Annotated in this window: 17 protein-coding genes and 2 tRNA genes; 15 read left to right on the forward strand and 4 right to left on the reverse strand. The window is 61.6% G+C overall.

Annotated features, from left to right (window positions below; translation table 11 throughout):
- Nucleotides 1-121 precede the first annotated feature (121 nt).
- Nucleotides 122-195: transfer RNA gene (locus EN850_RS04335), tRNA-Gly, on the forward strand.
- A gap of 77 nt (nucleotides 196-272) precedes the next feature.
- Here EN850_RS04335 and EN850_RS04340 read toward each other — a convergent pair.
- Nucleotides 273-737, reverse strand: coding sequence for a YidB family protein (locus EN850_RS04340; protein WP_127869377.1), 465 nt, complete (start codon nucleotides 735-737; stop codon nucleotides 273-275).
- A 130-nt stretch (nucleotides 738-867) separates the two neighbouring features.
- Between EN850_RS04340 and EN850_RS04345 the strand changes: the two genes are divergently transcribed.
- Nucleotides 868-1125, forward strand: a complete 258-nt coding sequence (locus tag EN850_RS04345; RefSeq protein WP_127279958.1) for a GlsB/YeaQ/YmgE family stress response membrane protein — start codon at nucleotides 868-870, stop codon at nucleotides 1123-1125.
- 107 nt (nucleotides 1126-1232) lie between these two features.
- Here EN850_RS04345 and EN850_RS04350 read toward each other — a convergent pair whose 3' ends face one another.
- Entirely contained in the window at nucleotides 1233-2120 is an 888-nt protein-coding gene (locus EN850_RS04350) for a DMT family transporter (RefSeq protein WP_127869376.1), read from the reverse strand.
- Between the two features lie 293 nt (nucleotides 2121-2413).
- Here EN850_RS04350 and tuf point away from each other — a divergent pair, with 293 nt between their 5' ends.
- The 5 genes from tuf (at nucleotide 2414) to EN850_RS04375 (ending at nucleotide 6718) form a co-directional block, all read left to right on the forward strand.
- On the forward strand, nucleotides 2414-3589 hold the full coding sequence (tuf, locus tag EN850_RS04355) for an elongation factor Tu (RefSeq protein ID WP_127869375.1): 1176 nt from the start codon (nucleotides 2414-2416) through the stop codon (nucleotides 3587-3589).
- Nucleotides 3590-3753: 164 nt separating this feature from the next.
- Nucleotides 3754-5406, forward strand: a complete 1653-nt coding sequence (locus EN850_RS04360) for a hypothetical protein (RefSeq protein ID WP_136090692.1) — start codon at nucleotides 3754-3756, stop codon at nucleotides 5404-5406.
- 95 nt (nucleotides 5407-5501) lie between these two features.
- Complete coding sequence (locus EN850_RS04365; protein ID WP_127280487.1) at nucleotides 5502-5984, forward strand: group II truncated hemoglobin; 483 nt, start codon at nucleotides 5502-5504, stop codon at nucleotides 5982-5984.
- A gap of 29 nt (nucleotides 5985-6013) precedes the next feature.
- Nucleotides 6014-6565: a putative glycolipid-binding domain-containing protein gene (locus EN850_RS04370; protein WP_135915619.1), complete on the forward strand. Its 552-nt coding sequence runs from the start codon at nucleotides 6014-6016 to the stop codon at nucleotides 6563-6565.
- A gap of 77 nt (nucleotides 6566-6642) precedes the next feature.
- Nucleotides 6643-6718 (forward strand) — tRNA-Trp (locus tag EN850_RS04375).
- Between the two features lie 305 nt (nucleotides 6719-7023).
- Here EN850_RS04375 and EN850_RS04380 read toward each other — a convergent pair.
- Nucleotides 7024-8004: an NAD(P)H-quinone oxidoreductase gene (locus EN850_RS04380; RefSeq protein ID WP_136090693.1), complete on the reverse strand. Its 981-nt coding sequence runs from the start codon at nucleotides 8002-8004 to the stop codon at nucleotides 7024-7026.
- Between the two features lie 11 nt (nucleotides 8005-8015).
- Nucleotides 8016-8561, reverse strand: coding sequence for a hypothetical protein (locus EN850_RS04385; protein WP_127279519.1), 546 nt, complete (start codon nucleotides 8559-8561; stop codon nucleotides 8016-8018).
- Nucleotides 8562-8680: 119 nt separating this feature from the next.
- Between EN850_RS04385 and EN850_RS04390 the strand changes: the two genes are divergently transcribed.
- From EN850_RS04390 to rpoB, 8 genes are all read left to right on the forward strand, one after another.
- On the forward strand, nucleotides 8681-9601 hold the full coding sequence (locus tag EN850_RS04390) for a LysR family transcriptional regulator (protein WP_135867794.1): 921 nt from the start codon (nucleotides 8681-8683) through the stop codon (nucleotides 9599-9601).
- 879 nt (nucleotides 9602-10480) lie between these two features.
- On the forward strand, nucleotides 10481-10684 hold the full coding sequence (gene secE, locus EN850_RS04395; protein ID WP_013531408.1) for a preprotein translocase subunit SecE: 204 nt from the start codon (nucleotides 10481-10483) through the stop codon (nucleotides 10682-10684).
- 28 nt (nucleotides 10685-10712) lie between these two features.
- Nucleotides 10713-11240 carry a transcription termination/antitermination protein NusG gene (gene nusG / locus EN850_RS04400; protein WP_015317996.1) on the forward strand — a complete coding sequence of 176 codons (528 nt, stop codon included), beginning with the start codon at nucleotides 10713-10715 and terminating at the stop codon, nucleotides 11238-11240.
- 172 nt (nucleotides 11241-11412) lie between these two features.
- Nucleotides 11413-11841 carry a 50S ribosomal protein L11 gene (rplK, locus tag EN850_RS04405; protein ID WP_010909262.1) on the forward strand — a complete coding sequence of 143 codons (429 nt, stop codon included), beginning with the start codon at nucleotides 11413-11415 and terminating at the stop codon, nucleotides 11839-11841.
- A gap of 4 nt (nucleotides 11842-11845) precedes the next feature.
- Nucleotides 11846-12544 (forward strand): 50S ribosomal protein L1, encoded by a 699-nt coding sequence (rplA, locus tag EN850_RS04410; protein ID WP_136090694.1) that lies wholly within the window; start codon nucleotides 11846-11848, stop codon nucleotides 12542-12544.
- A 412-nt stretch (nucleotides 12545-12956) separates the two neighbouring features.
- On the forward strand, nucleotides 12957-13475 hold the full coding sequence (gene rplJ, locus EN850_RS04415; protein ID WP_027146631.1) for a 50S ribosomal protein L10: 519 nt from the start codon (nucleotides 12957-12959) through the stop codon (nucleotides 13473-13475).
- A gap of 54 nt (nucleotides 13476-13529) precedes the next feature.
- Entirely contained in the window at nucleotides 13530-13907 is a 378-nt protein-coding gene (gene rplL / locus EN850_RS04420; protein ID WP_006202136.1) for a 50S ribosomal protein L7/L12, read from the forward strand.
- A 266-nt stretch (nucleotides 13908-14173) separates the two neighbouring features.
- Nucleotides 14174-18310, forward strand: coding sequence for a DNA-directed RNA polymerase subunit beta (gene rpoB / locus EN850_RS04425; RefSeq protein WP_135867795.1), 4137 nt, complete (start codon nucleotides 14174-14176; stop codon nucleotides 18308-18310).
- The last annotated feature ends 17 nt before the right edge of the window (nucleotides 18311-18327 follow it).

Consider the following 18327-nt stretch of genomic DNA (forward strand, 5'->3'; position numbering starts at 1 on the left):
GTCTGCCAGGCATTCGATGCCTACGACTTGCCTCAGCCATCGGGCCTTGCCTGCAATGTCGATTGGGTCGCGAGAGCTTCTTGACCTTCGCAACCTTGTCGAATAGCTAGGGCGTGCGTGCGCGGGTATGGTGAAATGGTATCACATGAGCCTTCCAAGCTCTTGGTGCGGGTTCGATTCCCGCTACCCGCTCCAGATTTTCAGCTACACATCGGCAAGCCGAAACACTGCGCGGCAGGCGCGCAGCGCTTCAGGCATTGGCGTGCGCCGCGCTAGCCGTTGAACGCGGACGCGACCTGGTGCTGCTGCGGCACCTGGCCGTTCGGCGTCAGCTTGTCGACGATGCCGGGCAAGGCAGCCGATAGTTGCTTGAGCAGCTCCTGTTCGTCGAGCCCCGTCCGTTGGGCGATCTCGCGAATGACTTGCGGTCCGATCGCGTTGCCCAGCTCATTGGGGTTGATCGATTGGTTCTGCCCGGTGCCGACCCACGAGTCGGCGACATTGCCATGGCCGGCATTCTTGAGCTTGTCGAGCAGGCCGCCCAGTCCGCCGAGCAGGCCGCCGTCACCAGATGCGGTTCCGGCGGCAGTGGGATCGGCCGGCACGGGTGCTTGAGGCTGGTCCGGCTGTTCGGCGCTTCTGCCGCTCAGCATCTTTCCGACCAGCAGCGCACCGAGCGCGATCATCAGCGGTTTGGTGATGTTGCCGCCGGGAACGGCGTTGTCAAAAAGTCCCATAGTGGATCCTCCATCTGGCCAAGCCCTGCCCATCGTCAACAATGGCGCAATCGGGCGGAATTTCAAGCTGGCTTGTGGTTTTGACATTCATATGAAAATGTCGGGTTGGCGGGGGATGGAGAGGAAAAAAATGGGTATCATCAGCTGGATCATTCTCGGCGTCATCGCCGGCTTCATCGGCAGCAAGATCGTCAACAAGACCGGTCAGGGCATGATCATGGATATCGTGCTCGGCATTGTCGGTGCCATTGTCGGCGGCCTGATCTTCAGTGCCTTCGGTGCTTCGGGCGTCACCGGCCTCAACATCTACAGCTTGATCGTCGCGGTCGTGGGTGCCGTCGTGGTGTTGTGGGCCTATCATCAGTTCTCGGGCAAGCGGACCATCTAGGCGTCGGCAGACTACCAGCTCTGCCGAATCCCGAATTGCGATAATCCGCCGTCGGTGCTGCCTGCGCTCACGGCATCGGAAGCCATATGCCGGCGTGCCGCCGCGGATCAGGCGACCACGGCCAGCCGACGCTTGCGCTGGTCCAGCGACACGATGGTCAGCCCGCTGCAGACGACCAGCAGGATGCCGCAGACCGCCAGTGCATTGGGGAATTGCCCAAACACCAGCAGGCCGGAAATGACGGCCCAGACCGTGAAGCAGTAGTAGAACGGCGCTACCGCTCCGGTCGGCCCGACGCGGTAGGCCATGAAGATGAAGAAGTGGCCGAAGATCAGGAAGAAACCGGCTCCCGCCATCAGCAGCAGGTGATGCGCCTCCGGCGCCACCCAGCGCTCGGAAACCAGATGCGCGGTGCCGGCGCCGATCAGGACCACGACGACCGCCGAGATCGCCACGATCATTCCTGGCACTTCGGCGGTGATCTTGCGGCCGGCCAGATCGCGGGCGGCGGCGAATGTCGCGTTGCCGAGCGCCAGCAAGGCGTAGACCGAAATGCCTTGCATGGTCGGCTGCGCCACCATCAGCGCGCCGATGAAGCCGAGCCCGATCAGCGCCATGCGTTGGCCGCCGATACGCTCGCCAAACAGGATCGAGGATCCGACCAGCATCAGGAGCGGCGTGATCTGCCCCAGCGCGGTGGAATCGGCGATCTGCATGTTGGCGAGCGCGACGACGTAACAGAGGATCGCCGCCAACTCGAGCAGGTTCCTTCCCAGCACCCGCTTGTCGAAGATCAGAGGGACTTGCTTGCCGTAGCCGAGCGCAAACAACAGCGGAAAGCCCCACAGCGTTGCCGCGGCACCACGCAGGAAGAGCACTTCGTAGGACGGCAAGCCGGCAGTGGCGAGCTTCATCATCGTGTCGTTGACCAGATACGACCCGGTCGAGACGATCATGAACAGCGGGCCGCGAATGGCAGTCGGGATGAAATGCATCTGCGCAGGAAATCAGACGCGGATCGTCGCCGCAATGGGCCATGGACCGCCAACAAACCCAACAGTGAGGGATGTAGAAGCCGCAGGAAACCCCGCATTGCTCCGTCGGCCTTCGCCCATTCCATTTTCAATGTCGCGTCCCTATATCGGTGCCATATCCCCGCAATCGGATCATGGGTTCTGGCCGAGTGAGATGGCGCCCGGGCAAAAGACGCTTGTGTTTTTTGGCCTTTCTCGCTAATCGCCCCGCATTCGACTGAACTGAAGGTCCAGGCCGTCCAAGGAAAGAGACTATGGCAAAAGGTAAATTCGAGCGCACTAAGCCTCATGTGAACATCGGCACGATTGGTCACGTCGATCACGGCAAGACGTCGCTGACGGCTGCGATCACCAAGTATTTTGGCGAATACAAGCGCTATGACCAGATCGACGCGGCGCCGGAAGAGAAGGCGCGCGGCATCACGATCTCGACGGCTCACGTCGAATACGAGACCGAGAACCGCCACTACGCGCATGTCGACTGCCCCGGCCACGCCGATTATGTGAAGAACATGATCACCGGCGCCGCGCAGATGGACGGCGCGATCCTGGTCGTGTCTGCCGCCGACGGCCCGATGCCGCAGACCCGCGAGCACATCCTGCTTGCCCGTCAGGTCGGCGTGCCGTCGATCGTGGTGTTCCTGAACAAGGTCGATCAGGTCGACGACGCCGAGCTGCTCGAACTGGTCGAGCTCGAGGTTCGTGAACTGCTGTCGAAGAACGAATTCCCCGGCGACGACATTCCGATCGTCAAGGGTTCGGCGCTTGCCGCACTCGAGGATTCGAACAAGACGATCGGCGAGGACGCGATCCGCGAGCTGATGGCTCAGGTCGACGCCTACATCCCGACGCCGGTTCGTCCGCTCGACAAGCCGTTCCTGATGCCGATCGAAGACGTGTTCTCGATCTCGGGCCGTGGCACGGTCGTGACCGGCCGCGTCGAGCGCGGCGTGGTCAAGGTCGGCGAGGAACTGGAAATCATCGGCATCCGTCCGACGACCAAGACGACCTGCACGGGCGTGGAAATGTTCCGCAAGCTGCTCGATCAGGGCCAGGCTGGCGACAACATCGGCGCGCTGTTGCGCGGCGTCGACCGTGAAGGCGTCGAGCGCGGCCAGGTTCTGGCCAAGCCGGGCACGGTGAAGCCGCACAAGAAGTTCGTGGCCGAAGCCTACATCCTGACCAAGGACGAAGGTGGCCGTCACACGCCGTTCTTCACCAACTACCGTCCGCAGTTCTACTTCCGCACGACCGACGTGACCGGCATCGTGTCGCTGCCGGAAGGCACCGAGATGGTGATGCCTGGCGACAACATCACGGTCGATGTCGAGCTGATCGTGCCGATCGCCATGGAAGAGAAGCTGCGCTTCGCCATCCGTGAAGGCGGCCGCACCGTCGGTGCCGGCATCGTCGTCACCATCAAGGAATAATCGAGACCGGCTGCTGCCGGTTCGACAAGGAAAGGGCGGCCTCGGGGCCGCCCTTTTTTCGTTTCGTGCGCTTGGCAGCGCAAGTATTGCGAGGGCCTCTCAAAGCTGTTGCAAGCGTCATGGCTGCAACTAGTATAGGTTGCACCAAGGGAGCTTTGCCAACAGTGGTCTCAAGGCGCCGTTTCGATGGGAAGGCATGGCGGTTGTGGGCACTGGTTTGCCTCGTCGTCGCCATGGCTCTGCCTATTGTGACAGCGCAAGCGGAAGATGGGCCTCCCGAAATCCCGCCGATGCGCTTCGTCGTCGTGCGCAGCAACGCTCCGGGATGCGAACCCAACTGTCCTGAATGGATATCGGCGGACGGCACCATCGCGGCGGACACGCCGTCGCTCCTCAAGCGCACGCTCAAGGCGCTCAAGGGAAGGCAATTGCCGGTGGTCGTCAATTCGCCCGGCGGTAATGTCGATGCGGCGCTGGCCCTGGGCCGGATGATCCGCAAGAACAAGCTCGATATCGCCGTCGGCGTGACGGTTTTTTCCGGTTGCCAGCCGGCAATGGGCGACTGCGAGGACAACAAGGGCAAGGGTGCCGACTATTTCGGGGTGGCCTATGACGACGGAGCCATGTGCAATTCGGCCTGTCCATTGATGTTTTCCGGCGGTGTCCGCCGCGTGGTTGGAGATTACGGCTATCTCGGCGTCCACCAGATCACCACCACGTTCCACCGCGAGAGGCTGCTCTACCGGACCACGTACCGGATCGTGAACGGCAAGAAGAAGATCATCAGCACCAAGGTGGTCAGCCGTAAAAACGCAGGCAGCTACAAAACCTACGAGATGAGCAGGACCGTCGAGAAGACGCTTTCGGTGTACCTGAGGGAAATGGGTATAGGCGATGGCGTGCTGGAAATCATGAAGGCCACGCCGGCGAGCGAGATTCGTCAGATTCCGCTCGACGCCATGTTGACGATGAAGCTGGTCACCAGCCGGGACGCGGTAGATTTGTTGACCACGGCAAGCCTGTGCAGGCTGAACCGGCCGGCCACGAACTGCCGGGAGATAGCTGGACCTGCAAACAAGACGACGCCATCGGCCGCGGAAAAATCCATGACTGCCGGACCCGTTCAACCGGACACCGCGAAGGCCGGCGGGGACATGCGCTTCATCGTGGTTCGCGGCAGCAACCCGCTGTGCAATCCCGACTGTCCGGAATGGATATCGGCGGAAGGTGCGATAACGAACCAGACGCCGCGGAAACTGCGGCAGTTGCTGGCCACGCTTGGCCATCGGCGGCTGCCTGTCGTCATCAGTTCACGCGGTGGCGACCTGCCCAGCGCTCTCGCAATGGGACGACTTATCCATGAAAGAAAGCTCGACATCGCCGTTGCCCGGACCGATTTCGTCGACTGCGACCCCGGCGCGTGGAATTGCCTGGCCACGGAGGGAGCCTATGCGGGGTTGACCATCGATGCCGGGGTGGAGTGTGATTCTGCCTGTGCGCTCATGGTCGCCGGCGGTGCCAGACGGCTTGTCGGGCCCCGGGCGCGGCTCAGCCTGTATCCGATGGGACAGAAGCTGGTGGTCAAGGCGTATCTCAACGAGATGGCGATCGGTCCAGCTCTGTTCGCGGCGATCGAGCGACGCTCGTCCGAGGGGCAACTTGACCCGGACACGATGCTGAAGGCTGGACTGACAACGGGACCGCAATCGGTCGACGCGCTGACCGGCTCCACGGTTTGCAAGGCCATTGCCAAGCCCGACAATTGCCAAGGCCTGCCAGCCGCCAATGCACAGGCTGATGCGCCTACCAAGCTGTAGAGCACGGCGACGTCGGCAAACTGCCCATCGAGGCAGGTTGAGCCATGCTCGATTTCCGCTATCGTCGCGGCTGCGGGGCCGGCGAAGGATCGAGAATGAGCCAGGACGTTCCGACACTCTACGAGTGGGCCGGCGGCAGCGAGGCGCTGAACCGGCTGACGCAAACCTTCTACGACAAGGTGGCAAAGGATCCGGTCGTTGGCCCGGTGTTCAAACACATGTCGCCGGATCACCCGGCCCATGTCGCCGCCTTCATCGGCGAGGTCTTCGGCGGACCTAAAACCTACAGCGAGGAATTCGGCGGCCACCGCGAAATGGTCATGCATCATCTGGGCAAGCATTTGACCGAGGAGCAGCGCCGCCGCTGGATCAATCTTCTCGCCGACGCGGCGGATCAGGTCGGCCTGCCGGACGATCCAGAATTCCGTTCCGCCTTCATGGGCTACGTCGAATGGGGGTCTCGACTGGCCAAGATGAATTCCAATCTCGGCGAGACCTGCGATCCCGAGGCCGAACCGATGCCCGCCTGGGGCTGGGGAGTGCCTGGCGGGCCGTACCGGGTGCCGGACGCAAAATAGCTTCCGCTTGCCAGGGAGGTCGATGATTGATGCCGCAAGATGCCAAGATCGTGCGCTGGCGCGAGTGGGATGGACCGGGCTTCGAACATCTTGTGCTGGGGGAGCAAGCGGGCCGGTTCCTGGCCGATTCAGTCGTCATCTGCTCGGGCGAGACGCCATTTGCGGTCCGCTACCGCATTACCTGCGATGCCGGCTGGCACGCGAAGAGTGTCACGGTCGATATGATCGGCGATGGCCGGACGCTTGTCCTGGCCTCCGATGGCGATGGTCATTGGACCAGAGACGGCCTGCCGATGCCCGAGCTGGCGGGCGTGCTCGAACCCGACCTCACCGTCACGCCCTTTACCAACACGCTGCCGATCCGCCGCCTGGCGCTTTCGGCCGGGCAGAGTGCCGAGATCGCCACTGCCTTCATCGATTTCCCGGCACTCACTGTCGTGCGCAACCCGCAGCGTTACACGTGCCTCGAAGAGGGCAGGCGCTACCTCTATGAATCGCGCGCGAGCGACTTCAGGCGGGAGCTGGAGATCGATGCCGAGGGGCTGGTCGTCGACTATCCCGATTTCTGGCGCAGGGGTTAAGGCATGTTTGCTTGCAAACCACTCTTTACAGAGCGTGCGGAAGCTTTTAGGAAGCGCCTGCGCCGAGGCGCACGTGTACGGGCATAGCTCAGTTGGTAGAGCGGCGGTCTCCAAAACCGCAGGTCGTAGGTTCGAGCCCTGCTGCCCGTGCCATTTTCTAAGGGAAATCAGGCACTTACAAATCGCCTTGCTGGGCGAGGAAGCCGAAACTAGCCGTACACATCTTGCACAAACTTGGACGCGCGCAGGGAGTGTCTTGCGGGTGGGCGGAAAGACACTCGATTCTGGAAGGCAAAGTTCACGTCTATCGGCGCAACGACAGCCCGATTTGGCACTGCTCGACGTTCACACGGTAGGGTCACAGGTTCGAATCCTGTACCGCCCACCAATCTTTTCAGTTGGTTAGAAGCATTCATGTCACTGAGCGAACACGGTCTCCGCCGCGAGATTGTGGGGGCTCACAGCGTCAGCACAATCTTGCCGAAGCCGCCGCCCGCTTCCACCCGGCGGTGGGCGTCTGCGGCTTCGGCGAGCGGGAATACGTGATCAATCAAGGGACGCAGTCTCCCCGCTGCGAATAGCGGCAAGGCGAGCGCCGCGAAGCGTTGGACCATGGCCCGCTTCTCTGCGGCTCTGCGTGACTTCATGACCGTGCCGACGAGACGCAGATGATTGTGCAGAACAAGATTGAGCGGAATGACAGCATCATTCTGGCCGCTCAAGATGCCTACCTGCACCAGTACCCCGCCCGGCCTCAGGCTGCGCAAATTCTTGGCGAGATAGTCGCCGCCAACAAAATCAATCACCGCATCCACTCCTGTGCCGCCTGTGCGCGCGGCAATCTCGGCTTCGAAATCGCCGGTCCGGTAATCGATGACGACATCTGCGCCAATGCTCAGCACATCATCGTGGCGGGACGCGGAAGCGGTGGCATACACCACCGCTCCCAAACTATGGGCAACCTGTACAGCAGCCGAGCCGATCCCGCCCGCCGCACTATGGACAAGCACCTTTTGGCCGGTGTTGATTTGAGCCAGATTTGAAACCGCCTCGACGGCGGTAACAAAGGATTCCATCACCGCCGCCGCTTCGTGAAAGGGCATACTCTCTGGAATGGGCGCCGCCATGGCGCGATCGACGCGGGCAATCTCGCCGTAACCGCCGCCGCCGACAATCGCCATCACCCGCGCGCCAATCTCGACGTCTGTTACGGCATCGCCGACTGCAATCACCTCGCCCGCCACTTCCAACCCGAGAAGCGGACTCTCGCCGAAGTGTTGCGCGCCGTAAAAGCCGGTGCGCTGCAGGAGATCGGCGCGATTGACACCCGCCGCAGCAACCTTGACCAAAAGATCGGTGGGACGGATGTGGGGTACAGGAACCTCGGCCACATGCAGAACCTCTGCCGCACCGAACTCTTCATAGACGATAGCGCGCATGGCTCTGAACCTTATTTGCGGTTGGCAAGCGCGCGCCGGGCAATGCTGGCGGCAAACATAGGGGTTTCGCGGCTGTTGTGATCGCCACCCGCGTCTTGGCGTGCCTTGGCGGCATCTTCATAGGAGAGGCCATGTTCAGCGAGGAAAGCCATGAACACATCGGTGGGATGCGCAGTGACGCGATTGGTGTAGCGGGTGCGCCCGTCGTCCATGGCTTCAGCGATCAATTCCCACACCACATTGACCTGGGTGCGGCCATTGGCGGTGAAGACATCGGAGATCGAATTCATCCGGCAATAGTTCTTCTCGGCAACCTCGGCGATATAATGCTGGACGACCAGGCCCGAGCCGATTTGCTCGACATTGATGGACATGCGGCGACCATCATCCGTCGTGGTAACACCGGCCGCGATATGGTCAGGAACGCAGCAGCGCTGGTATTCGGCTTCCGGCAGGGTGAACAGCCAATCGGCGATGTCGATAGCCTCTAGCGGCACATCGATCTCGGCGCTATAGGCAGACTGCGACAGAATACGGTCTTCGAGAACGGCAACCATGTGTTTTTCCTTCGGTTTTGGGGGCGGAAGCATCCCGCCCGACGCGAGAAAATATGCGCTGCCGGTGCGCCGATGATAATGTCCGCTGTCTTTCAAACCGTTTTGCGCTGGCCGCACAAATGACCGATCCTCGTTTCGCCGAGCAGATGGCCATTTTTGTCGATGTCGTCCGCGGCGGCAGCTTCTCCAGTGCAGCGCGGCGCCGGGCGGTGACCCCATCCGCCATCATGCGTCAGATCGGAGCCATGGAGGAGAGCCTGGGCGTACCGCTCCTCATCCGCTCCACTCGCGCCTTGGCGCTGACCGATGCCGGTCAAAGGCTGTTTGAGCGCGCGCAGCATCTTCTGGATGCGCTGGCCGATACACGGGCGGAAATCGCTGCCTTTGATGGCGCAATAGCAGGGGTGGTGCGGATAGCCTGCTTTCCTACATTCGGGAGGCGCTATGTAATTCCGGCCCTTGGATCGTTGATGGCAGAGCACTCCGCTATCACGGCAGAAATTGATCTCACTGAAAAACTCGCGGATCCTGTTGCGGACCGTTTCGATGCCGTGATCCGCATCGGCGAATTATCCGACAGCAGCTTGATCGCCACCAAACTCGCCGACCAGAAGCGGCTTCTGGTCGCTAGTCCTTCTTATTTGGACAGCAAAGGGACGCCTGCGGACGTGGCCTCGCTCTCAAAACATGCGCTCATCGACAAACTGCATGGCGCTGACCTTCTCGGCTGGAGCGATGTGCTGGGCCGCCCTGCGGGTAGCGATGCGCTGGACAGAGTTGCTTTTCGCTCGGACGATTTCGAGGCCATGCGCTTGGCCACACTCGTAGGCATGGGTATTGGCCTATTGGCGGACTGGGTTGTTGGTCCAGACGTGCGAAGCGGAGCGCTGATCCGCCTTGGCCTTGGCGGCGAGAGTTGGAACAGGCGCCCCACCGGCATTTATCTACTGCGGGCACTCGCCAAGCCATCCGCAAAACTTGGTGCGTTCATGACAGCATTGCGCAAACAGATCGGGACGCCGCCGACTTGGGAGCAGTAACGCGCCTGTAGACGCAACACTCTGATTTCAGAACATAGCTTTCGTTCACGTTCCAATCCCGGCCTATCCGGCGAGCGCCATTTGGCAGCCGTTCATGCGGAATTCGCATCGGCTTACAGGAGGGCTATAGCGTAGACGTAGCTCTCATCATCATCCGGCGCGGTGCGCCAAGTTCTTCAAATAGTTACCTAGGCAACCCTTGTCATTGACCAAACGATCTTCACCACGCTGGATGATGTGGTGAAGGCGCTCACATCGGGCATGCCAACGACATTGCCGGACTTTGAGGGCAAGCTGTCGGGAAAGCTTGCGCCCGCCGTGTCCCTTCTACTTCCCGCCCCACCGATCGTGCCGCCAGGATTTACTGAACGCGCCGCGTAGCAGGCATTTGGATTGACGATTTCTTACACAAATCTTTGCACATCGAATGCCGATATGTCGTAAATTGCTGGTAAAACAATCGGATGAGTGAAGCTATTCGGTCTCCAAAACCGCAGGTTCGAGCCCTGCTGCCCGTGCCATTTTCCAAGATGGCATCACAACGATTTTTGCGGGCTGCCTTTGAAAATCGGCGACCCGCTTGCCATATTAGCCCGATTGGGGCATAAGGGCGCCATAGCCGGGACGGAACGACTGGATGGTTCCGAGGCGGCGTTTGGTCATAAAGCGGACACTTGCCACTTGCGTGGATCAAGAATCGGTTTTATGTAGATGGAACAGACACGCGACGCGTGAAGCTGGGAAGCCGGCTTTACGCGTCTGATTTGCATGGGCGAAATGATTGCGCTGATTCGGCGCGAGGTTGGGCTCAGGCGGCACGTCCCGGTCAGCGGGATCATCCAGGGGGCCCGGCCAACGGGTCTTGAAGACAGGCGGCATATGGCTTCGAAAACCACAAATCCTTTCGTCTTTCTCCAGCAGGTGCGCGCGGAGACAGCCAAGGTGACTTGGCCGTCGCGCCGCGAGACGATGATCTCGACGGTCATGGTCCTGGCTTTTGCTGTGATCGCGATGATCTTCTTCTTCACCGCCGATCAGCTCATGGGCCTCGCGGTCGAGCAGATTCTGGGCATTGGACGCTAAGTCCGGCGATTACGGAGAAGTCGTAAAAATGGCTACGCGCTGGTACATCGTCCACGCCTATTCGAACTTCGAGAAGAAGGTCGCCGAGGACATCGAGAACAAGGCCAAGCAGAAGGGCCTGTCTGCCGATATCGAGCAGATCGTGGTGCCGACCGAGAAGGTCGTCGAGGTTCGTCGCGGCCGCAAGGTCGACGCCGAGCGCAAGTTCTTCCCGGGCTATGTGCTCCTGAAGGCCAACCTGACCGACGCCGTGTTCTCGCTGGTCAAGAACACGCCGAAGGTCACCGGTTTCCTCGGGGACTCCAAGCCGGTGCCGATCACCGAGGCGGAAGCGCAGCGCATCCTGAACCAGGTGCAGGAAGGCGTCGAGCGGCCGAAGCCCTCGGTCACCTTCGAGATCGGCGAGGCGATCCGCGTTTCGGATGGTCCCTTCGCGTCGTTCAACGGTTTCGTCCAGGAAGTGGACGAGGAGCGGGCACGGCTCAAGGTGGAAGTTTCGATCTTCGGGCGCGCCGTGCCTGTCGATCTGGAATTCGGACAGGTCGAAAAGGGCTGATCCGAAATCCCTGGCGTCGGTTCGGCGGTCAGGGGAGGCGGCGCGGAAGCGCGTGGCCTGAGAACGGTGGGAGGCGAAGGCGGCTTTAGCCGGCCGCAAGAACCGCACCACCAGACTGCAACCGCCGGTGTTTCCCATAGTGGGGCCGGCATAGACAAAGGCAGGAAAAGAGATGGCTAAGAAAATTGCAGGCCAGCTCAAGCTCCAGGTCTCCGCGGGATCGGCTACGCCGTCGCCCCCGATCGGCCCGGCGCTTGGTCAGCGCGGCATCAACATCATGGAGTTCTGCAAGGCGTTCAACGCGCAGACCCAGGAAATGGAAAAGGGATCGCCGGTTCCGGTCGTCATCACCTATTACCAGGACAAGTCGTTCACCTTCGTCATGAAGACGCCGCCGGTGAGCTATTTCCTGAAGAAGGCCGCGAACCTGAAGTCGGGCTCGAAGGAGCCGGGCAAGGTCAAGGCTGGCACCGTTTCGCGCGACAAGGTTCGCGAAATCGCGACCGCCAAGATGAAGGATCTGAACGCGAACGACGTCGAAGCGGCCATGCGTATGGTCGAGGGCTCCGCCCGCTCGATGGGTCTGGAAGTGGTGGGCTGAGATCATGGCAAAGATTGCAAAGCGAGTTTCGAAGACCCGTGAAGGCATCGATCCCAACAAGGCTTACTCGCTCGGTGACGCGCTGAAGCTGCTCAAGGATCGTTCCTCGGTCAAGTTCGACGAGACCGTCGAAGTCGCCATGAACCTCGGCGTCGACCCGCGTCATGCCGACCAGATGGTCCGCGGCGTGGTCAACCTGCCGAACGGTACCGGCCGCTCGGTCCGCGTCGCCGTGTTCGCCCGTGGTGACAAGGCTGAAGAGGCCAAGGCCGCCGGCGCCGACATCGTCGGTGCCGAGGATCTGGTCGACATCGTCCAGAAGGGCACGATCGATTTCGATCGCTGCATCGCCACGCCGGACATGATGCCGCTCGTCGGCCGCCTCGGTAAGGTGCTCGGCCCGCGCGGCATGATGCCGAACCCGAAGGTCGGCACCGTCACCACCGATGTCGCCGCGGCCGTCAAGGCCTCCAAGGGTGGCGCGGTCGAGTTCCGCGTCGAGAAGGCCGGCATCGTTCATGCCGGCGTCGGCAAGGTCTCGTTCGACGTCAAGGCGCTGGAAGAGAACATCCGTGCCTTCGCCGATGCGGTGACCAAGGCAAAGCCGGCTGGCGCCAAGGGCAACTACGTCAAGAAGGTGTCTGTCACCTCGACGATGGGCCCGGGCCTCAAGCTCGACGTCTCGACGCTCGCCGCGTCCTGATTAGACCATTTGGATCGGCCTCGCGAAGGCTGATCCGTGACTGAATTCCGGGCCTTGGATTTATCCTGGGCCCGGTACCGGAAGCCGGAAGGCTTCCGGACATCCTGTCCGAGATTGCGGGCGGCCCGAGTCTTGATTCAAGAGGAGGGCCTTAATTCATGTGGGCCTGCATGAGACGGGTGAAAACCGGACAACGGAGCGACAAGCTCCAATGAAAGGTTCGAACCGTGTTTGCCTTTTGTCTGCGCATCGCCGGCTTGACCGTCGATGTGGCGAAAGGGGGCAGGATCCTCGAGCGTCGTTCGGGAGATCCGTTACTGGATGGCCCGGCCGGCAAAAAGGCAACCCGACGCCTGTCCTCGCAAATGGGAATGTTCCCATTGACGGGGCAGGGGTCAACTGGAGATAGGCAGTGGACAGAGCGGAAAAACGCGAACTCGTCACGGGCCTGAATGATGCGTTTTCGGGCGCAGGTTCAGTCGTCGTGGCCCACTATGCCGGTATCACCGTCGCGCAAATGAACGACCTTCGGTCGAAAATGCGCGCCGCCGGTGGCACCGTTAAAGTCGCGAAGAACCGTCTCGCCAAAATCGCTCTTCAGGGCACGGACTCCGCATCGATCATCGACCTGTTCAAGGGACAGACCCTGATCGCCTATTCGGAGGATCCGATTGCGGCGCCGAAGGTCGCGTCCGATTTCGCCAAGGGGAATGACAAGCTCGTCATTCTCGGCGGCGCAATGGGCACCACCTCGCTCAACGCCGACGGTGTGAAGGCACTCGCCACACTTCCGTCGCTCGATGAGCTGCGCGCCAGGTTGGTTGGCATGATCGCCACGCCGGCAACCCGGATCGCCCAGATCGTCAATGCGCCAGCGGCCTCGGTCGCGCGCGTCATCGGCGCTTACGCCCGGAAGGACGAGGCGGCATGAGGCCGTTCCTCGCTATCAAAAACACACGTTCGAACCTAACGAAGGAATACAACAATGGCTGATCTCGCAAAGATCGTAGACGACCTTTCGAAGCTGACCGTCCTCGAGGCGGCTGAGCTGTCGAAGCTTCTGGAAGAAAAGTGGGGCGTTTCGGCTGCTGCTCCGGTCGCGGTTGCCGCTGCTGGCGGCGCTGCCGCTGCTGCTGCCCCCGTCGAGGAAAAGACGGAATTCGACGTCGTCCTCACCGACGCCGGCGCTCAGAAGATCAACGTCATCAAGGAAGTCCGCGCCATCACCGGTCTTGGCCTCAAGGAAGCCAAGGACCTGGTCGAAGCGGCTCCGAAGCCGGTCAAGGAAGGCGTTTCCAAGGCCGACGCCGACAAGTTCAAGGCCCAGCTGGAAGCAGCCGGCGCCAAGGTCGACCTGAAGTAAGCGTAAAAGCGGCGGGCGGCCTCGCGCCGTCCGCCACTCCCTTGGGTGACCAGGGGAGGCTGCGTGACGCGAGATGTACGAAAACCTCTTTCCTGAGGGCCGTAAACCGGCCTTCAGGAAACGGGTTTTCTCCCGTTTTAGCCGGTAGCCGCCAAGTAATTGGAAAAGGCGGCCGGAGAACAGACAGAGAGCCGCCGGCCAGGTGGCTCAGTATGCAAGACGAGCCGCGGCGAGGTTCGTCCCGAGTTTAGAGCTAAGGAGCGACGATGGCCCAGACCCAGACTTTCAATGGCCGCAGACGCGTACGCAAGTTTTTCGGGAAGATCCCGGAAGTTGCGGAGATGCCGAACCTCATCGAGGTTCAGAAGGCATCCTATGACCAGTTCCTGATGGTGGACGAGCCCAAGGGCGGACGTCCCGACGAAGGGCTGCAGGCTGTTTTCAAGTCGGTCTTCCCGATCTCCGATTTTTCCGGCTCCTCCATGCTGGAGTTCGTGAAGTACGAGTTCGAAGGACCGAAATTCGACGTTGACGAATGCCGTCAGCGCGACCTGACCTATGCCGCGCCGCTGAAGGTGACGCTGCGCCTCATCGTGTTCGATATCGACGAGGATACTGGTGCCAAGTCGATCAAGGACATCAAGGAGCAGGACGTCTACATGGGCGACATGCCGCTCATGACCTTGAACGGCACCTTCATCGTCAATGGCACCGAGCGCGTCATCGTCTCGCAGATGCATCGCTCGCCGGGCGTCTTCTTCGATCACGACAAGGGCAAGTCGCACTCGTCGGGCAAGCTTCTGTTTGCCGCCCGTGTCATCCCCTATCGTGGCTCGTGGCTCGACATCGAGTTCGATTCCAAGGACGTCGTCCACGCCCGCATCGACCGCCGCCGCAAGATCCCCGTGACGTCGCTGCTGATGGCGCTCGGCATGGACGGCGAGGAGATCCTGTCGACCTTCTACAACAAGATCACCTACAAGCGCGCCGGCGACCATTGGCGCATTCCGTTCAACGTCGAGCGTTTCCGCGGCCTCAAGGCCGTCGGCGACCTGGTTGATGCCGACACCGGCGAGATCGTCGTCGAGGCGGGCAAGAAGATCACCGCCCGCCAGGCGCGTCAGCTCGGCGAGAAGGGCCTCAAGGCGATCAAGGCGACCGACGAGGATCTGCTCGGCAACTACCTGGCCGAGGACATCGTCAATTATGCCACCGGTGAGATTTTCCTCGAGGCCGGCGACGAGATCGACGACAAGACGCTCAAGGTGCTGCTCGGCACCGGCGAGCAGGAGATCCAGGTCCTCGACATCGACCATGTCAATGTCGGCGCCTATATCCGCAATACGCTCGCCGTCGACAAGAACGAGAGCCGCCAGGACGCGCTGTTCGACATCTACCGTGTCATGCGCCCGGGCGAGCCGCCGACGCTTGAGACCGCCGAAGCCATGTTCAACTCGCTGTTCTTCGACAGCGAGCGCTACGACCTGTCCGCCGTTGGCCGCGTCAAGATGAACATGCGCCTGGAGCTCAAGGCCGAGGACACCGTGCGCGTGCTGCGCAAGGACGACATCCTGGCCGTGGTCAGGACGCTGGTCGAACTGCGTGACGGCAAGGGCGAGATCGACGACATCGACAATCTCGGCAACCGCCGCGTGCGTTCGGTCGGCGAGCTGATGGAAAACCAGTACCGCGTCGGCCTGCTTCGCATGGAGCGCGCGATCAAGGAACGCATGTCCTCGATCGAGATCGACACCGTCATGCCGCAGGACCTGATCAACGCCAAGCCGGCGGCCGCCGCCGTGCGCGAGTTCTTCGGTTCCTCGCAGCTGTCGCAGTTCATGGACCAGACCAATCCGCTGTCGGAGATCACCCACAAGCGTCGTCTCTCGGCGCTTGGACCGGGGGGTCTGACCCGCGAGCGTGCCGGCTTCGAAGTGCGCGACGTGCACCCGACGCATTACGGCCGCATCTGCCCGATCGAGACGCCGGAAGGCCCGAATATCGGTCTGATCAACTCGCTGGCGACTTTCGCGCGCGTCAACAAGTACGGCTTCATCGAAAGCCCCTACCGCAAGATCGTCGACGGCAAGCTGACCAATGAGGTCGTCTATCTCTCGGCGATGGAAGAGGCCAAGCACCATGTCGCGCAGGCCAATGCCGAGCTCGACAAGAACGGCGGCTTCGTCGACGAGTTCGTCATTTGCCGCAGCGCTGGCGAAGTGATGATGGCGCCGCGCGAAAACGTCGACCTGATGGACGTGTCGCCCAAGCAGATGGTGTCTGTTGCCGCGGCGCTCATCCCGTTCCTCGAGAACGACGACGCCAACCGCGCTCTGATGGGCTCGAACATGCAGCGTCAGGCCGTGCCGCTGGTGCGCGCCGAAGCGCCGTTCGTCGGCACCGGCATGGAGCCGATCGTCGCCCGTGACTCGGGCGCCGCCATCGGCGCCCGCCGCGGCGGCATCGTCGACCAGGTGGACGCGACGCGTATCGTTATCCGCGCCACCGAGGATCTCGACCCGGGCAAGTCCGGCGTCGACATCTACCGGTTGATGAAGTTCCAGCGTTCGAACCAGAACACCTGCATCAACCAGCGTCCGCTGGTGCGCATGGGTGACAGGGTCAACAAGGGCGACATCATCGCCGACGGTCCGTCGACCGAACTCGGTGATCTGGCGCTCGGCCGCAACGTGCTGGTCGCGTTCATGCCTTGGAACGGCTACAACTACGAGGACTCCATCCTCTTGTCCGAGCGCATCGTCGCCGACGACGTCTTCACCTCGATCCACATCGAGGAGTTCGAGGTCATGGCGCGCGATACCAAGCTCGGTCCGGAGGAAATCACGCGCGACATTCCCAACGTCTCGGAAGAAGCGCTGAAGAACCTCGACGAAGCCGGCATCGTCTATATCGGCGCCGAAGTTCAGCCGGGCGACATCCTGGTCGGCAAGATCACGCCGAAGGGTGAAAGCCCGATGACGCCGGAAGAGAAGCTTCTGCGCGCCATCTTCGGCGAAAAGGCTTCCGACGTGCGCGACACTTCCATGCGCATGCCTCCGGGCACCTTCGGCACCGTCGTCGAGGTGCGCGTGTTCAATCGCCACGGTGTGGAGAAGGACGAGCGCGCCATGGCGATCGAGCGCGAGGAGATCGAACGCCTCGCCAAGGACCGTGACGATGAACAGGCGATCCTGGACCGCAACGTCTACGCGCGTCTTTCCGACGTTCTCGTCGGCAAGGAAGCGATTGCTGGACCGAAAGGTTTCAAGAAGGGCTCGACGCTGTCCAAAGACACGCTCGACGAGTATCCGCGTTCGCAGTGGTGGCAGTTTGCGGTGGAGAACGAAAAGCTCCAGAGCGAACTGGAAGCCCTGCGTGGCCAGTACGACGATTCCAAGAAGGCGCTCGAACAGCGCTTCATGGACAAGGTCGAGAAGGTGCAGCGCGGCGACGAAATGCCTCCGGGCGTCATGAAGATGGTCAAGGTCTTCGTGGCGGTGAAGCGCAAGATGCAGCCCGGCGACAAGATGGCCGGCCGTCACGGCAACAAGGGTGTCGTGTCGCGCATCGTTCCGGTCGAGGACATGCCTTTCCTCGAGGACGGCACGCATGCCGATATCGTGCTCAACCCGTTGGGTGTGCCGAGCCGCATGAATGTCGGCCAGATCCTGGAAACGCATCTGGGCTGGGCTTGTGCCGGCATGGGCAGGAAGATCGGCGAGCTGATCGACACGTATAAGGCTGCCGGCGACATCAAGCCGCTGCGCAAGACGTTGGAAAGCTTCATGCCCGCCAACGACCGCAACGAACCGGTCCGCGAGTATGACGACGAGAGCATCGTTCGCCTCAGCGAGCAGATGCGCCGCGGCGTCTCCATCGCGACCCCGGTGTTCGACGGCGCACATGAGGCTGACATCAACATCATGCTGGAGCAGGCGGGCCTGCACACCAGCGGTCAGTCGCAGCTCTATGACGGCCGCACCGGCGAGCCGTTCGATCGCAAGGTGACGATGGGCTATATCTACATGCTCAAGCTTCACCACCTGGTGGACGACAAGATCCACGCGCGTTCGATCGGTCCGTACTCGCTCGTCACCCAGCAGCCGCTGGGCGGCAAGGCGCAGTTCGGCGGCCAGCGCTTCGGCGAGATGGAGGTCTGGGCGCTGGAAGCCTACGGCGCCGCCTACACGCTGCAGGAAATGCTGACGGTGAAGTCGGACGACGTCGCCGGCCGCACCAAGGTCTACGAGGCGATCGTGCGTGGCGACGACACGTTCGAGGCAGGCATTCCCGAGAGCTTCAACGTGCTCGTCAAGGAAATGCGGTCTCTCGGCCTCAATGTCGAATTGGAGAACACCAAGCTCGACGACAATCCTGTCCGGCTGCCCGACGCGGCCGAGTAAACAAGACATCCGGTCGC

This window comes from Mesorhizobium sp. M8A.F.Ca.ET.207.01.1.1, from assembly GCF_004794715.1.
Taxonomy (GTDB): Bacteria; Pseudomonadota; Alphaproteobacteria; order Rhizobiales; family Rhizobiaceae; genus Mesorhizobium.

Coding starts and splice junctions, on each gene's coding strand:
- EN850_RS04390 (WP_135867794.1), top strand. CDS start 8,681: ATGACCGATCCTCGTTTCGCCGAGCAGATGGCCATTTTTGTCGATGTC.
- nusG (WP_015317996.1), top strand. CDS start 10,713: ATGGCTACGCGCTGGTACATCGTCCACGCCTATTCGAACTTCGAGAAG.
- EN850_RS04380 (WP_136090693.1), bottom strand. CDS start 8,004: ATGCGCGCTATCGTCTATGAAGAGTTCGGTGCGGCAGAGGTTCTGCAT.
- rplA (WP_136090694.1), top strand. CDS start 11,846: ATGGCAAAGATTGCAAAGCGAGTTTCGAAGACCCGTGAAGGCATCGAT.
- EN850_RS04365 (WP_127280487.1), top strand. CDS start 5,502: ATGAGCCAGGACGTTCCGACACTCTACGAGTGGGCCGGCGGCAGCGAG.
- EN850_RS04345 (WP_127279958.1), top strand. CDS start 868: ATGGGTATCATCAGCTGGATCATTCTCGGCGTCATCGCCGGCTTCATC.
- tuf (WP_127869375.1), top strand. CDS start 2,414: ATGGCAAAAGGTAAATTCGAGCGCACTAAGCCTCATGTGAACATCGGC.
- EN850_RS04350 (WP_127869376.1), bottom strand. CDS start 2,120: ATGCATTTCATCCCGACTGCCATTCGCGGCCCGCTGTTCATGATCGTC.
- rplL (WP_006202136.1), top strand. CDS start 13,530: ATGGCTGATCTCGCAAAGATCGTAGACGACCTTTCGAAGCTGACCGTC.
- EN850_RS04385 (WP_127279519.1), bottom strand. CDS start 8,561: ATGGTTGCCGTTCTCGAAGACCGTATTCTGTCGCAGTCTGCCTATAGC.
- EN850_RS04370 (WP_135915619.1), top strand. CDS start 6,014: ATGCCGCAAGATGCCAAGATCGTGCGCTGGCGCGAGTGGGATGGACCG.
- EN850_RS04340 (WP_127869377.1), bottom strand. CDS start 737: ATGGGACTTTTTGACAACGCCGTTCCCGGCGGCAACATCACCAAACCG.
- secE (WP_013531408.1), top strand. CDS start 10,481: ATGGCTTCGAAAACCACAAATCCTTTCGTCTTTCTCCAGCAGGTGCGC.
- rplK (WP_010909262.1), top strand. CDS start 11,413: ATGGCTAAGAAAATTGCAGGCCAGCTCAAGCTCCAGGTCTCCGCGGGA.
- rpoB (WP_135867795.1), top strand. CDS start 14,174: ATGGCCCAGACCCAGACTTTCAATGGCCGCAGACGCGTACGCAAGTTT.